The organism is Xanthomonas maliensis (assembly GCF_009192945.1).
Taxonomy (GTDB): Bacteria; Pseudomonadota; Gammaproteobacteria; order Xanthomonadales; family Xanthomonadaceae; genus Xanthomonas; species Xanthomonas maliensis.
Genome location: NZ_NSET01000032.1, coordinates 143767 through 158798 on the forward strand (window position 1 = coordinate 143767; position 15032 = coordinate 158798).

At 67.1% G+C, this 15032-nt stretch carries 10 protein-coding genes and 1 other RNA gene; 6 read left to right on the top strand and 5 right to left on the bottom strand.

The features are described from left to right. The first annotated feature begins 91 nt into the window (after positions 1-91). Positions 92-2401: an NADP-dependent malic enzyme gene (locus CKY51_RS10930; protein ID WP_152249211.1), complete on the top strand. Its 2310-nt coding sequence runs from the start codon at positions 92-94 to the stop codon at positions 2399-2401. A gap of 176 nt (positions 2402-2577) precedes the next feature. Here the strand turns inward: CKY51_RS10930 and CKY51_RS10935 are convergent, their stop codons facing one another. Further along, positions 2578-5928 (bottom strand): GH92 family glycosyl hydrolase, encoded by a 3351-nt coding sequence (locus CKY51_RS10935; RefSeq protein ID WP_031339652.1) that lies wholly within the window; start codon positions 5926-5928, stop codon positions 2578-2580. 452 nt (positions 5929-6380) lie between these two features. On the opposite strand from CKY51_RS10935, the gene CKY51_RS10940 reads away from it, so the two are divergent. From CKY51_RS10940 to CKY51_RS10950, 3 genes are read left to right on the top strand one after another with little or no spacing between them, the layout of a single operon-like run. Continuing rightward, positions 6381-6578, top strand: coding sequence for a zinc-finger domain-containing protein (locus CKY51_RS10940; protein WP_022972166.1), 198 nt, complete (start codon positions 6381-6383; stop codon positions 6576-6578). Positions 6579-6588: 10 nt separating this feature from the next. Then, the gene (locus CKY51_RS10945) at positions 6589-7704 is read left to right on the top strand and encodes a glycosyltransferase (protein ID WP_022972165.1); all 1116 of its coding nucleotides are present in this window, start codon (positions 6589-6591) and stop codon (positions 7702-7704) included. Beyond that, complete coding sequence (locus CKY51_RS10950; protein WP_022972164.1) at positions 7682-9025, top strand: O-antigen ligase family protein; 1344 nt, start codon at positions 7682-7684, stop codon at positions 9023-9025. Before CKY51_RS10945 ends, CKY51_RS10950 begins: the two co-directional genes overlap by 23 nt. A 49-nt stretch (positions 9026-9074) precedes the next feature. On the opposite strand, the gene CKY51_RS10955 is transcribed toward CKY51_RS10950, so the two are convergent. Next, positions 9075-9995 carry an LpxL/LpxP family Kdo(2)-lipid IV(A) lauroyl/palmitoleoyl acyltransferase gene (locus tag CKY51_RS10955; protein ID WP_022972163.1) on the bottom strand — a complete coding sequence of 307 codons (921 nt, stop codon included), beginning with the start codon at positions 9993-9995 and terminating at the stop codon, positions 9075-9077. A 73-nt stretch (positions 9996-10068) separates the two neighbouring features. Between CKY51_RS10955 and waaA the strand changes: the two genes are divergently transcribed. Then, positions 10069-11385 carry a lipid IV(A) 3-deoxy-D-manno-octulosonic acid transferase gene (waaA, locus tag CKY51_RS10960; RefSeq protein ID WP_152249212.1) on the top strand — a complete coding sequence of 439 codons (1317 nt, stop codon included), beginning with the start codon at positions 10069-10071 and terminating at the stop codon, positions 11383-11385. A 229-nt stretch (positions 11386-11614) separates the two neighbouring features. After that, positions 11615-11690, top strand: a non-coding RNA gene (locus CKY51_RS10965) — sX9 sRNA. A 157-nt stretch (positions 11691-11847) separates the two neighbouring features. Here the strand turns inward: CKY51_RS10965 and CKY51_RS10970 are convergent. From CKY51_RS10970 to CKY51_RS10980, 3 genes are all read right to left on the bottom strand, one after another. Continuing rightward, a complete protein-coding gene (locus CKY51_RS10970) occupies positions 11848-13230 on the bottom strand; it encodes a TolC family outer membrane protein (protein WP_022972161.1) in 1383 nt (460 codons plus the stop codon). Positions 13231-13250: 20 nt separating this feature from the next. After that, a complete protein-coding gene (locus CKY51_RS10975; RefSeq protein ID WP_031339646.1) occupies positions 13251-13907 on the bottom strand; it encodes a protein-L-isoaspartate O-methyltransferase family protein in 657 nt (218 codons plus the stop codon). Between the two features lie 129 nt (positions 13908-14036). Beyond that, entirely contained in the window at positions 14037-14693 is a 657-nt protein-coding gene (locus CKY51_RS10980; RefSeq protein WP_022972159.1) for a TetR/AcrR family transcriptional regulator, read from the bottom strand. Positions 14694-15032: the final 339 nt, after the last annotated feature.

Here is a 15032-nt window from a genome sequence, read left to right on the forward strand (position 1 = left end):
GTTCCTGTCGCACTGACAGCTGCGCGACAGGCCCTTGTTCAGGCAGGAGGGTAGAATTCAGCCTCCTGCGCCTTTGAGAACCACACCACCGATGTCCACCGACGACTTCAAACAGGCCGCCCTCGATTACCACCGCCAACAGCCGGCCGGCAAGATCAAGGTCACCGCGACCAAGCCGATGCTGACCCAGCGCGATCTGTCGCTGGCGTACTCGCCCGGCGTGGCGTTCGCTTGCGAGGCCATCGTCGAGGACGCTACCCATGCCAGCGAACTCACCGCGCGCGGCAATCTGGTGGCAGTGATCAGCAACGGCACTGCAGTGCTGGGTTTGGGCAATATCGGCCCGCTGGCCTCCAAGCCGGTGATGGAAGGCAAGGGCGTGTTGTTCCAGAAGTTCGCCGGCATCGACGTGTTCGATATCGAGATCAACGAGAACGATCCCGACAAGCTGGTGGACATCATCGCCAGCCTGGAGCCGACTTTCGGCGGCATCAACCTTGAAGACATCAAGGCGCCGGAATGCTTCATCGTCGAGCGCAAGCTGCGCGAGCGGATGAACATCCCGGTGTTCCACGACGACCAGCATGGCACGGCGATCATCGTCGGCGCAGCCGTGCTCAACGCGCTGGTGGTCACCGGCAAGAAGATCGAAGAGGTCAAGCTGGCCACCACCGGCATGGGTGCGGCCGGCATTTCCTGCGTCAACATGCTGGTGTCGTTGGGCCTGAAGCCGGAGAACATCCTGGCGCTGGACCGCGATGGCGTGATCCACACCGGCCGCACCGATCTGGATCCGGACAAGCAGCGCTACGCGCGCGACACCGACAAACGTACCCTGGCCGAGATCGTCGAGGGCGCGGATATCTTCCTGGGCCTGTCGGCTGCCGGCATCCTCAAGCCGGAGATGGTCGCCACGATGGCGCGCCAGCCGGTGATCTTCGCACTGGCCAACCCGAATCCGGAAATCACCCCGGAAGTGGCCAAGGCCGTGCGCCCGGATTGCATCATCGGCACCGGTCGGTCGGACTATCCGAACCAGATCAACAACGTGTTGTGCTTCCCCTATCTGTTCCGCGGCGCGCTCGACGTGGGCGCCACCGGCATCAATGAGGAAATGAAGATCGCCTGCGTCAAGGCGATCGCGGCGATGGCACGTCGTGAGGCCTCCGACCTGGGTGCGGCCTACGGCGGCGAAACCCCGAGCTTCGGCCCGGATTATCTGATTCCGCGTCCGCTCGACCCGCGCCTGCTGGTGGAGCTGTCCTCGGCCGTCGCGCAGGCGGCGATGGACTCGGGTGTGGCCACCCGGCCGATCACCGACATGGCCGCGTATCGCGACAAGTTGGGCCAGTTCGTCTACCGCACCAGCCTGATGATGAAGCCGGTTTACGACCGCGCGCGTGCCGACAAGCAGCGCGTGGTGTATGCCGAGGGCGAAGAAGAGGTGGTGCTGCGCGCGGTGCAGAGTGTCATCGACGAAGGCCTGGCCTTCCCGATCCTGATCGGCCGCCCGGAGGTGATCGAGGCGCGTATCGAGCGCATGGGATTGCGCATCCGTGCCGGTGAGGATTTCGAGATCACCAACATCCACGACGATCCGCGCTTCAACGACTACTGGCAGTACTACCACGCGCTCACCGAGCGTCGCGGCGTGACCGTGACCGCGGCCAAGGAGCTGATGCGTTCGCGTCCGACCCTGATCGCGGCGGTGATGGTGGCGCGTGGCGAGGCCGATGCGATGCTGTCCGGCGTGGTCGGCCGTTTCCACAAGAAGTTGGGCTATGCGCGCAGCGTGATTCCGCTGGAGCCCCGCGTGAGCTCGACCTCGGCGATGACCGGAGTGATCAATCAGCTCGGCGTGTTCTTCTTCCTCGATACCCATGTGCAGGAAGATCCCACCGTCGAGCAGATCGTCGAGGCGACCTTGCAGGCTGCCTATCGCCTCAAGCTGTTCGGCATCGAGCCCAATATCGCCTTGCTGTCGCATTCCAACTTCGGCAGCCACGACTCGCGCGATGCGCTGAAGATGCGTCAGGTGCGCGAAGCCTTGCTCAAGCGCAAGCCCGAGCTCAACATCGACGGCGAAATGCAGGGCGATACCGCCTGGGACGAGGCGTTGCGCAAGCAGATCATGCCCAACAGCACCTTGAAGGGGCGCGCCAACCTGTTCGTGCTGCCCAACCTGGAAGCGGCCAACATCGCCTACAACCTGGTGCGTGTGTTCACCGATGGCGTGGCGATCGGCCCGATCCTGATGGGCATCTCCAAGCCGGTGCATATCCTCACCACCAGCGCCACCTCGCGCCGGGTGATGAACATGACCGCGATTGCCGCAGTGGACGCGCAGATCCGCAAGCTGCTGGAAGCCGAGAAGGGCGGGGCAGACAAGAGCAACGACTGACGGGCGTGGCGGCACCGTAGTGCCGCCCTCCGGTTGCGCTGGCTCGCTCGGCGGCAGGGCGGCGGATCCATCGACGAGACGCGGTTGGCCATGTCCAGCCGCGTGTCTCACCTCGAAGGCGCACATGCTGGGCGTCATGCCCGGCGGTCATTTCCAGTAGCGAGCACGCGCCGCGTTTACGGTGTCGCGGCTTTGGAGCCGAGCAGCTCGATCTCCGCCCACTGCGTACGCATCGGCGTCTGTAGGCGCAGCCGATACTCGGCATAGACGCCGGGCGTGGCGATACGGAACGGGCGCGTCTGCAGCGGCCAAGCAAATGCTTCTTGCGAGCGTCGATCGATCACGTTCCATGCGCCCGTCCGGTCACGCGCTTCCAGCGTCCAGCCGGCAGCAGCGATCGGGCTGGAACCGTTGGTCAAGGTGTAGAGCGTGGCTGTCCCGTGTGCCAGTCCACTGAGCGTCAGCGTCGCGCCCGGCGAGAGTGTGCCGAGCGTCTTCGCATCGTCATCGTGCAGGTTCGCCAGTTCGCTGCCATTGTCCAGGGTGATGCGCGCCGTGCTGGCGAGCAGGTCGCGCAGCGGCGCGGGCCGCTGTCCGGGTGGGGTCAGCGAAGGCGGGACCGCGTCTGCGCCGCTGCCCCAGCGCGAGGGCGTCGGTCCCATCACGAACGCCAGTGTCGCGCCGTTGGCGATGGCGGCATGCGGCAGCCAGGTCTTGTTCCAGGGTTTGCCGTTGAGCGTGAGCGATTGCACGTAGACGTTCTGCGGCGAATTATTCGGCGCATCGATGATGAGGGCGCCGCCCGGCAGCTGCACGCGGGCGTGCTTGAACAACGGCGAGCCGATCACGTACTCGGCCGCGCCCATCCGCAGCGGATACAGTCCCAGTGCGGCGAACAGATACCAGGCCGACATTTCGCCATTGTCTTCATCGCCGGCATAACCCTGGCCGATCTCGCTGCCCAGGTACAGGCGCGCGAGAATCTCGCGGGTGAGCTGCTGGGTTTTCCACGGTTGTCCGGCGAACAGGTACATCCAGGGGATGTGGTGCGCCGGTTGGTTGCTGTGGGCGTACATGCCCAGGCGCACATCGCGGGCTTCGGTCATCTCGTGGATCACGCCGCCGTAGGAGCCGGCGAATTCAGCTGCGCCAGTTTCGGGCGTGGCGAAGAACCGATCCAGCTTGGCGGCCAGCGCATCGCGCCCACCGTAGAGCGCGGCCAGGCCTTGGCCATCGTGGGGCGCGGTGAAGGCGAAGGTCCAGCCATTGGACTCGGTGTAGTCGTTGCCCCATACGCGCGGATCGTACGCGCTCGCCTGCAGGCGCCACGCATCACTGGCAGTGCGGCCCTGGAAAAAACCGATACTGGGGTCGAACAGCAGCGCGTAGCCGGCCGCGCGCTGGCGGAAATACAGGGCTTCGGTCGCATACCGCTCGCGCTCCGTCGGCGTCTTGGCGTGTTGCGACAATGCGTCGGCCATGTTGGCGATGCCGAAGTCGTTGAGCGCGCCTTCCATTGACCACGACAGGCCTTCGGGCGTGTCGGTATCGGCATAGCCGTGGAAGGTCGAGCGCGCCATGCCCTTGCGGCCGACATGTCGATCCGGCGGCACCACGGTGGCGTTCTTCAGTGCTGCCGCATAGGCTTCGGCCGGGTCGAAGCCCTGCACCCCCTTGAGCCAGGCATCGGCAAACGCGACGTCCGAGCTGGTGCCCACCATCAGGTCGGCATAGCCGGGCGAGGACCAGCGCGCGATCCAGTCGCCAGCCCGCGCCTGTTCCAGGAACCCCTGCACCAGTGCGCCGGCCTGCTCGGGCGCGAATAGCGCATACGCTGGCCAGGCGGTGCGGAAGGTGTCCCAGAAACCGTTGTTGACGTAGACGCGGCCATCGCGGATCGGCGCAAAGCTGCGCACCGCGCTGCCATCGGTGTTGTTGTCCGACCAACTGTTCTGGCTCGCGTAGCGCCAATCGGGCGCGGTCGCGCTGCCGACGTTCTCGTGCCCGGAGTTCGGATACAGATGCAGCCGATAGAGATTGGAATACAGCGTGGTCTTCTGGTCGTCGCTGGCATCGGGCACCTCGAAGCGGCCGAGCAGCGCGTCCCAGGCCTGTTGCGCGCGTGCGGCGATCTGCTCGAGGCTTGCCGATGGTGCGATCTCCAGCGCCAGGTTATGCCTGGCCTGATCCAGCGAGATCAGCGAGGTGGCGATGCGCATCTGCACTTGGCGCGCGCTGCCGGCATCGAACTTGATCCAGCCGGTCGGCCGACCGCTCTCGATGCGGCCACTGGAGAGCCATGGCCGGTCGAAACTGGCGTAGACATACATGCGCGTCGCTCCGGTCGACAGCCCGCTCCGCACATCGGTATAGCCAGACAGCGTCTGCGTTGCCGCATCCAGGCGTAGCCTGCCACGCGCGTCCACATTGTCGAACAGCAGGTTGGCATCGCCGTGGTCGGGAAAGCGAAAGCGGAACAGCGCGGCATGATCGGTCGGCGCGATGTCGGCGTGGATGCCGTTCTCCAGCTGCACCGCATAGCGATAGGGGCGCGCGCGCTCGTCGGCATGCGAAAACGCCAGCGCACGCTTGGCACGATCCGCCTCCGGTATCCCCGCACTCAGCGATGGCATCACCTGGAAGGTCTGCCGGTCGCCCATCCAGGGGCTGGGTTGATGACTGAGCGACAAGGCCTGCAACCGCGGACGATTGTCGGCGTCGTTGTGCTCGCTCCAGCGGTACAGCCAGCCAAGGGTTCCGGCATCGGTCACTGGGGTCCAGAAGTTGAAGCCATGCGGCATTGCAGTGGCGGGGAGATTGTTGCCGCGCGAGAAGGTGCCGTTGGAGTGCGTGCCGCGAGTGGTCAGCACCCAGTCCGACGGCCGGGCAGGTGCGGGCGCCGGCAGCTCTCCCAGCACGATATCGTCGAGCCAGCCGACCGCCGTGGCGCCTGCCGGCGGCGCGACCTCCAGTTCGATGGCCACCACCCGGCGGTCGCGCAGGGCCGCCACTGCGCCGAGCCGCACCTGCTTGTGTGCCCATTGCTGCGGGTACAAGGTCTTCGACTGTCCCTGCGCATGCGCACCGACCGCGACGCCATGTTGATCCTGCGCCGACGTCGTGGAGAGGCGGGTGCCGTCATCGAAGCGCAGATCGAGCGAAACATAGGTCGAGGCCACCTGATCGTTGCCGACGCTTTCCGGCAGCACCATCCATGACAGCGTGGTGTTCTCGTCAATCCGCGTGTTGGTGGCGAACAGCGTGCGCCGCCCGCTCACGGCCTTGGCCGTGTAACGCAAGGCCTGCAGACCGCTGTAGCCGGCGTTCGGCTTGCCAGCGTACGGAGCGGCAGGTCCGGTTCCCACTTCGACCGCCAGCGCTGGCGCATCGATCGGCGCCGGCTGCGCCTGTCCTGGCTCGAACGAGGTAAAGAACCCGCTGGCCGCCTGTGCCAGAGGCGCCGCGGCGGTGCAGGCGATCACCGCGGCGGTCAATAGCCGGCGATGCGCAAGGGCAGGGGAGAGCACGTCAGGCAGGTTCCTTCTAGCGGCGTCAATGCGAATCGATCGGACGGCGTTTGCGCATGTCACCGCCTACAGCGCCGCCCCTCCCGTCGGCTGAGCGCCGACGGCCACCCGGATCCTGTCCAAGCCGCGCGCTGCATGCAAGCGAGCTTGAGCGAGGCTGGCGCAAGGCGATGCGATTGCATGGAGCCCCCTTCCACGGCTGGCAAGGCAGTACAGCGAGGGCGCCTCGTCGGTGCAGGCGGGCGTCGCAGGCCCGATACGAACACAGGAGGCGTCGCTGCCGACGCGCAGTCGCACTCGTCCGCCCGTTCGGTCGCGCGGCGCGGAGGGTCAACGGATGTGGTCTGCTGGCGCACGCCCGGCCGCGGGAGCCTTGTGGCGGCCGGCAGCCGACAGTGGGCCGATGCCCGCTGCTAGAATGCAGGCATCCGTTCCCTTTCGACCGCATCGCCATGAGCCCTACCGCCACTGCGCCCGCCAACGCCGAGAAGCGTTACACCGTGCATCGCAGCGATCTGCCGTTGAGCTGCCCGACGCCGGAAATGGCGCTGTGGAATTCGCACCCACGGGTCTATCTGCCGATCGAGGACGAGCCGAACGGCGAGGCCAAGTGCCCATACTGCGGTTCGTTGTTCGTCCTGGCCGACTGATCCGGGCGGCATGCACCGCCTGACCGTGGTGCAACTGCTGCCGGCTCTGCAGTCCGGCGGCGTGGAGCGCTCGACGCTGGAGATCGCCGACGCCTTGGTGCGTGCCGGCCAGCGCGCGGTCGTGGTCTCCGCCGGTGGCCGGCTGGTGCCGGCGTTGCAGGCGCTGGGGGCCGAGCACGTGACCCTGGAGATCGGTCGCAAGTCGTTGCTGAGCGTGCGGCATGTGCCGGCGCTGCGTCGCTTGTTCGGCACCCTGGGGGCCGACATCGTGCATGCACGCTCGCGTCTGCCGGCGTGGTTGGGCTGGTACGCCTTGCGGGGCATGCCGGCAGCGACCCGCCCGCGCTGGGTCACCACCGTGCATGGCCTCAATTCGCCGAGTCGCTACAGCCGGGTGATGACCTCCGGCGAACGGGTGATCTGCGTCTCGCAGACCGTGGCCGACTACGTGCGAACGCAGTATCCGCACACCGATCCCAGCCGCCTGCGGGTGATCCCGCGCGGGGTGGAATTGGCGCAGTTTCCGCGCCGGCCGCTGCCGGACCGCGCTGCACGCGCCTGGGCACAGCGCCTGCTGCCCGATCTGCCTGACACCGCGCCGCTGTTGTTGTTGCCCGGCCGGGGCACCCGCCTCAAAGGCCATGCCGACGGTCTGCAGCTCCTGGCCGCATTGCGCGCTGGCGGCATCCCTGCCTGGCTGTGGTTGCCCGGAGCGCGCGAGCCCGGGCGCGAGGCCTATGTGCGGGAACTCGAAGCCGAGGCCGCACGCCTGGGGGTGGCTGCGGCCGTCGCTTTCACCGCGCCCACCGACCGCATCGCCGAGGCCTATGCGGCCAGCGACCTGGTGCTGCAACTGTCGCGCAAGCCGGAGGCGTTCGGACGCACGGTCGTGGAAGCGCTGGCAGTGGGGCGTCCGGTGCTGGGGTGGGCGCACGGCGGGGTCGGCGAGCTGTTGGCCGAGTTGCAGCCACAGGGCGCGGTCGCGCCGTTCGACGCCGCAGCGTTGTGCCAACGCGCGGCTGCCTTGCTGCAGCACGCGCTGGCGCCGCCTGCCGTGCTGCCGTACACCTTGCAGGCCATGCAATCGGCCACCCTGAAGGTCTATGACGAACTCCGACAGCGCTGACACCGTGGCCCCTGGCTCGGTCCTGAGTCCCGATGCCGGGCGTTGGGCGCCTGTCTGGGTGCTGGTATTCGTGGCGCTGTGGCCAACCCCAGGGCTGGCCGAGACCGTGCTGTCGCTGGGGGCGGTCTTTGCTGCCTACCGATTGCTGCAGGCACGCTTCCGCGGCGGCACCGGCCTGCTCAGCGGGGCGTCCTGGGCGCTGACCAGCGTGCTGTTCCTGGCCTATTGGCTGCCGCAGATGCTGTCGGCCATCGATGCACTGGACGCCGGTCGTGCGCTGCGCAAAGCCGCCACCGACCTGCGCTATCTGCCCTTCATGTGGCTGTGCGCTATGGCCGTCGCCAATGCCGCGCGTCGCCGCCGCACCTTTGGCGGCTTGGCGATCATCGCCGGGGTGTGGACGTTGGATGCCTTGTTGCAGGCGGTGTTCGGCACCAGTCCGCTGTTCTTCGGGCTGGACCAGCTCAAGCAAGTGATCAGTGGGCACGGACTGTGCACCGCCCAGGAGTTGGCGCGGGTGGACCGCCTCAGCGGCGTGCTCGGGCCATGCAATCTGAAGTTTGGGCAGACGCTGGCCAGCCTTTCGCCCTTCCTGCTGGTGCTGGTGCTGGCGGGGCGGCGCGGCGGTTGGGCATGGCTGGCGAGTACCGCGGCGGTCGGCGTGGTGCTGGTACTGGCCGGCTCACGTGCTTCCTGGATCACCTTCGCGGTGGTCGTGGCCTTGTCGGGATGGCAGCTGTTGGGCGGGCGCCGGCTGCTATTGGTTGCCCTGCTGGGCCTGCTGGTGGCCGCCGGCGTGGTGGCGGTGGCCCCGCAAGCGCGCGAGCGCATCACCCGCACGGCGCTGGCGTTCGGCGACGACGCCCAGGGCGTGGACCAGGCGCTGTCCGGGCGGGCGCAGATCTGGGGCGCGGCGGTCTGCATGATCCGCAGCCATCCGTTCAACGGTATCGGGGTGCGCGGATTTCGCGAAGCCTACCCAGCCTGCGATCCGGCGCCGTCGCAGGCGCCCGCCTGGGGGGATGGGCCGGCCTTCCACGCGCATCAGCTGGTCCTGGAGATCCTCGCCGAAACCGGCGTCCTGGGGTTGTTGCTGTGGCTGGCGGGACTGGCGCAGGCCTGGCGCGCCTGGCGCTATTCCAGCCCGGCGGCGCGCGAGCAGGCGCGTCCGGCCATGATCGCGTTGGCGGCGACGCTGTTCCCCCTCAACACGCACCTGGCGTTCTATTCCAGTTTCTGGGGCGGGCTTACCCTGATGCTGGCCGGCTTCTACGCCGGTGCGCTGCTCAACGACGAGGTCGGCGGGGCGGCGACGCACTGAGCGAGGACGCTGCCTCCTCCGGTTGCGCGCCGGGACGGTGCCGGCGATTTCAGCGATAGAACGCGCTGCGCCCGCCGGGTTGGCGTTTGAAGCGGCGATGGATCCACAAGTACTGATCTGGCGCTTCGCGCACCATGTCCTCGATGGCGGCATTGACCTGGGTGGTATCGGCGATCACGTCGTCGGAGGGGATGCCGGCCAGCGGCGGGGCGATCTTCAGCACGTAGCTGCCGCCTTCGCGGCGATGGAAGTAGGGCACCACCGCACAACCGGTCAGCCGCGCCAGCTGGTGGGTGGCGGTGATGGTCGAGGCCGGGTGGCCGAAAAACGGCACGAACACCGTGTCCTTGCCGCGCATGTCCTGATCCGGCGCGTACCACAGGAAGCCGCCGCGCTTGAGGTGCTTGACGGTGGCGCGCAGATCTTCGTTGGCGAACATGTGGCTGGCGTAGCGCAGGCGGCCGCGCTTGACCGCCCACTCGAATACCGGATTGCGGTGCCGCCGGTACATGCCGGCCAGCGGCACGTGATCACACAGCAGGCGTCCGCACATCTCCAGCGTCATGAAATGCCCGGACACCAGCAGCACGCCGCGCTGTTGCGCCTGCAGCTGTTGCAGATGTTCCAGCCCTTCGATGCGTACGCGTGGGCGGATGGCATCGATGCTGCCCCACCATGCGCGTGCGAACTCGAACAGGCCCAAGCCGAGCGCATCGAAACTGTCGCGCAGCAGCCGCGCCCGCCAGGCGTCGTCCTGCTCGGGAAAGCACAGCTTGAGGTTGACCTCGGCCGCGCGTCGGCGGGTGCTGGCCAGGTGCAGCGCAAGCCAGCCGATGCCGCGCCCCAACGCGCGCTGCAGCAGCCACGGCAGCCGCCCAGCCACGACCATCACCGCCAGGCCCAGATACATCGGCCAGTGCTTGGGATTGCGCAGGGAGGGGCGGACAGCGACGTTGGCGGGCTCGGACATCAGGCAATTCTAAAGGGTGCCCGGCCAGCCGCGTGTACATGCGCAGCCGCCGACGCTCCCGTATCCTGCACCGATGCGGAAAGACCCAATCGAATGGCTGTTGCGCGGGCTGTATTCGGCGCTGCTCTACCTGTTGCTGCCGGTGACGGTGTACCACCTGGTCTGGCGGGGCTTTCGCGTCCGCGAGTACTTCAATCGCTGGAACGAGCGCTACGCGTCCTACGCCCACGCCTGTGGACGCCCACGGGTGTGGGTGCACGCGGTGTCGGTGGGCGAGGTCAACGCAGCCGCACCGCTGGTCAACGCGCTGCGGGCCGAGCGGCCGGATATCCGCTGGGTCATCACCACCATTACCCCGACCGGCTCCGAGCGCGTACGCGTGCTCTGGGGCGATGCGGTCGACCATGTCTATCTGCCCTACGACGTGCCCGGCAGCGTGGGGCGGTTCCTGGAGCATTTCCGTCCACGCCTGGCCTTGATCCTGGAAACCGAGTTATGGCCGAACATGCTGTTCGGTTGCCGCGATCGGCGCATTCCGGTGTACATCCTCAATGCGCGGCTATCGGCGCGCTCGCTGCGCGGCTATCGGCTGCTGGCTCCACTGATCAGGCGCGCACTGCGCACGGTCACCTGCGTGGCTGCGCAGTCGCAGGACGATGCCGAGCGCTTCATCCACCTGGGCGCGCGCGGCGACCAGGTGGTGGCGCTGGGCAATCTGAAGTTCGACATCGCCGCGCCGGCGCAGCTGCAGGCGGTGGTGGCGCAGTTTCGCAGCCAGGTGCCCCACACGCGACCGGTGTGGATCGCCGCCAGTACGCACGAAGGCGAGGAGTCGGCAGTGGGCGACATCCACGCGGCGCTGCTGGCGCAGTTTCCCGATCTGCTGTTGTTGTGGGCGCCGCGGCATCCGGAGCGCTTCGCCAAGGTCGAAGCGGCGGCGCGCGAACGCGGTTGGCACGTTGCCACCCGCAAGCGGCAGCAATGGCCCGGGCCGCACGATCAGGTCTTCATCATCGACACGCTGGGCGAGCTGATGAGCTTCTATGCCTGCGCCCAGGTCGCCTTCGTCGGCGGCAGCCTGCAGCCGATCGGCGGGCATAATCTGCTCGAACCGGCAGCCGTTGGCACCCCGGCGATCACCGGTCCGCATCTGCACAATTTCGCCGAGATCTCGCGGCGCATGCGTGAGGCCGAGGCGGTCACCATCTGCGATGACGCCGCCTGCGTACAGCGCGAGCTGGCACGTTTGCTCGGCGACCCGGTACAGCGTGAGGCGATGGCTGCCGCCGGCCTGGCACTGGTCGCCAATGGCAAGGGCGCGGTGGCGCGCACCTTGGTGCAGATCGCCCCGCACCTGCCGCCGGTGGCGAGCGAACTGGCGGTGTCCTGAGCAACAGAGCGTCACGTTGCTTAGGCCGATGGCTGCAATCCTGCATCCTGCACACGTGCGGCGCTGGTGCTGCCGACCGAACGTCGTCGCTCATCGGCCAGTGCAATCGCGACGGATAGGCTGATCTAGCGCGTCTGCATCTGGGGAATCGTGAGCGTTCTGCATTAGGAGCAGCTAACAAAGCGACTGCGTAGCCGCCAGGCGAGCGCGGCCGGTGCTCGGAATCCTCATGTGCCACGCGTACACTGCGGTTCCTGCGCGCCGTCCGCGCCCACCTGACGGCTGCTCGCTACGTTTTGTTGGCTACTCTAAATCAATGGCTGGCGCACTGGTCATCATGAGCGACAGTGCAAGAACGGCGGTTGCCAACATGCCTGGCGGCCAATGCCACTCGATCCACGTGATCGACCGCAACGAAAAAGCGGGCCGTCGCCCGCCTTTCGCTTCGACGCGCGCGGCGACTTACTGCAGCCGGCCGCTGTTCTGCAGCTTGGACTCGGCATCCTGCGTCAGCAGGCGGTTGACGTCCTGCAGGTCGCTGATATCGAGCTTGCCGATGGCCTGGCCCAGCAGCAGTCGGTTCTGCAGGAAGGTATAGCGCGACTGCGCGTAGTTCAGCTCCGCCTGGAACAGCGTGCGCTGGTTCTGCACCACGTCCAACACGGTCCGGGTGCCCACTTCCAGGCCGACCTGCGAAGCGTCGTAGGCGGCCTGCGCGGAGACCACCGCCAGGCGACGGGCTTCCACTTCGCTGATACCGGCCACCACGGTCTGATAGGCGTTGCGGGTGTTGCGGTCGAGCGCACGCTTCTGCTGCTCGTAGGTGTCCTGCTGGATATCGCGCCGCGACAGCGCCTGGCGCACCGCCGATTGGGTCGCGCCGCCGGCAAAGATCGGGATCGACAAGGTCAGGCCGATCGAATCGGTGTCGATGTCGCGACCGTTGGTGGTGAAGTTGCCGGCGGCCTGGTCGACCGTGCTGGCACCGCCCCAGCTATTGCTGCGGCCGACGTTGGCGCCCAGGCTCAAGGTCGGATAGTGACCGGCACGTGCAGCATTGACCTGCGCATCGGCGGCGCTGACCTGCAACGCCTGCGCCTTCAATGACGGGTTCTCGGCAATCGCGTCGGCGACCAACTTGTCGATATTGTTGTAGGCGCTGGGCACCTGCGGGCGGAAGTCGTCGGGCAACGCGCGCAGGCTGGTCACCGGCTGGCCGGTGAGTTCGGTCAAGGCCTGGTAGTAGTCCTTCAGCGTGTTGCGCGCATTGATGGTGTCGGCGCGCGCCTGGTCGTACTGGGCGCGGGCTTCATGCACGTCGGTGATCGGCGCCAGGCCCACTTCCAGGCGCTTGTCGGCGTAGTCGAACTGCTTCTTGGCGGCGGCCTCGTTGGTCTCGGCAGCGGCCAGCGATTCGATGCCCACCAGCACCTGGAAATACGCTGCCGACGTACGGGTGATCAGGTCGTTGTTGGCCGCCTCCAGTGTGAAGTCGGCAGACTTGGCCACCTCGCGCTGCGCACGCAGGTTGGCAAACTGTGCCCAGTTGAAGATGGTCTGGCTGCCCTGAATGCTGTATTGGCGTTGCTTGGTGGTGGAGCGCCCATCGACGCCTTCCAGTTCGCGGTGCGACTGGGTGTAGGCGGCGCTACCGTCGATCTGCGGCAACAGCGCCGCGCGTGCCTGCACCTCGCCTTCCCGATTGACCAGCCGGGTGGATTCGGCCACTGCCAGTTGCGGATCGCCGTTGCGGGCCATTTCGTAGACCTGCAACAGATCGGTGGCCTGCGCGGCCATCGGCGACAGGGCGGCGGCCAGCGCCAGGACGAGGGATCGGCGGATCATCGGGAAAGCTTCCTTGGGGATCAGAAGTGGAATCGAGGCGTCGGTGCGGCGCCCTTGAGATAGGCGAGGTCGGTTTCGAACAACGATTCGATGCGTGGGGCGTTGACATCGCCGCGGACCAGGACCGCTTCCATCACCGGGTCGTGACCACGCACGACGAACAGCCGGCCATTGGGACGCAGCCACTGCAGCCACTGGGTCGGCAGGCTGTCGACCGCGCCGGTCACGCAGATCGCGTCGAAGCGGCGCTCGCTCTGCCAGGCGAACACGTCAGCGGTTTCGATGCGTACATTGCTGCCCAGGCCGGTGGCATCCAGCGCGGTGCGGGCGTTGGCGGCGAGTGTCGGGTCGATCTCCAGACTCACCACTTCACGGGCCAGCGCAGCCAGGCAGGCGGTGGAAAAACCACTGCCGGTGCCGACTTCCAGCACATCTTCGCCCGGTTGCAGATCCAGCGCCTGCAGCATGCGGCCTTCGACCACCGGCTTCATCATCTTGTGGCCGCCGGCCAGCGGGATTTCCAGGTCGGCATAGGCCAGGGCCTTGTAGGTCTCCGGCACGAACGCCTCGCGCGGCAGGCGAGCCAGTACGCCGAGCACGCGCAGGTCCAGCACATCCCAGGGCCGGATCTGCTGTTCGACCATCTTTTCGCGGGCCTGGGAGAAATCGATCGTCATGGTGCGGTCATCCAACGCGAGTGGGGCAGGCATTTTACCGGTGCACGGGGCCGCTGGCGCATCTAGCATCGCTGCGTGGCCGCTGGCCACGCAGTGCCGGAAGTCATCGCCACCAAAGGCCGACGGTATTCAGCGCCGGGCATACGCCCTCAGGAAGAAGTCGACGCTGGACTGGATGTGTTCGACCACCTGGGCCTGGCTGGGTTGGCCGGGCAGCAGGCCGCACATCATCAAGGCGTACAGCTCGCCCTTGAGCAGGCAGAAGAACTGCGAGGCCGCGAGCGCGACATTGTCGATCTCCAGTTCGCCCTCGGCCACCCGCGCCGACAGGAAGTCGGCCAGCGCCTGTTGGGTCCGCTTGGGGCCGGCATTCCAGAACATCTCGCGGATATGCACGTCGCCGGTTCCCGGCGCCATCATCATCCGGTGGGTGGCGATCGCCGAGTCGTTGCTGACCATGGCAAAGAACGCATTGGCGATCTCGATCAGCTGCTCGCGCAAGGCCCCGGCCGGCGCCTGTTCGAACAGGTCGTCGGGCATCATGTGCTGGCACTGCGCGCGAATCGCCTCGGAAAACAGGCTCTCCTTGTCGCCGAAGTGGCTGTAGACGGTGAGCTTGGAGACGCCGGCCGCCGCGGCGATCCCGTCCATGCTGACCCCCGCATAGCCCTGTTCCATGAACAGCACGCGTGCGGCATCCAGGATGGCGGCACGTTTGCCGAGATCCTTCGGGCGACCAGGGCCATTGCTCCTGGGCTTGGACTTGAGGGGGGGCGGGCTGGACATAGGTCAATACTAGACCATCGGGTTCTATATTTATACTCGCAATGCGTGGCCGGCATTCATCCGCCGCTCGGCGGCGTTGTGGTGACCGGCCCGGTGGGTGTGGGGAATCCACCTAGCGCGGGCGCGAAGGGCGCGGTGATAAATTTTGCTGCGTCTGACGGCAACGCAATGGCGGCCGCCAGCAGTCCGGAGGGGGGCGCAGGGGCGAGTGGAGATCGGGGGGGAGGGCACGCAGATCAGCGGCGTCCGCGGCAGGCGTCTGCTGCGGATGGCAGGTGCGTGGCTGCTGTTCGGATGTCTGCTGTGGATCGCCTGGCTGGGGGCGGCGCAGCCGCTGTG

Coding starts and splice junctions, on each gene's coding strand:
- CKY51_RS10930 (WP_152249211.1), top strand. CDS start 92: ATGTCCACCGACGACTTCAAACAGGCCGCCCTCGATTACCACCGCCAA.
- CKY51_RS10940 (WP_022972166.1), top strand. CDS start 6,381: ATGAGCCCTACCGCCACTGCGCCCGCCAACGCCGAGAAGCGTTACACC.
- CKY51_RS10945 (WP_022972165.1), top strand. CDS start 6,589: ATGCACCGCCTGACCGTGGTGCAACTGCTGCCGGCTCTGCAGTCCGGC.
- CKY51_RS10950 (WP_022972164.1), top strand. CDS start 7,682: ATGACGAACTCCGACAGCGCTGACACCGTGGCCCCTGGCTCGGTCCTG.
- CKY51_RS10955 (WP_022972163.1), bottom strand. CDS start 9,995: ATGTCCGAGCCCGCCAACGTCGCTGTCCGCCCCTCCCTGCGCAATCCC.
- waaA (WP_152249212.1), top strand. CDS start 10,069: ATGCGGAAAGACCCAATCGAATGGCTGTTGCGCGGGCTGTATTCGGCG.
- CKY51_RS10970 (WP_022972161.1), bottom strand. CDS start 13,230: ATGATCCGCCGATCCCTCGTCCTGGCGCTGGCCGCCGCCCTGTCGCCG.
- CKY51_RS10975 (WP_031339646.1), bottom strand. CDS start 13,907: ATGACGATCGATTTCTCCCAGGCCCGCGAAAAGATGGTCGAACAGCAG.
- CKY51_RS10980 (WP_022972159.1), bottom strand. CDS start 14,693: ATGTCCAGCCCGCCCCCCCTCAAGTCCAAGCCCAGGAGCAATGGCCCT.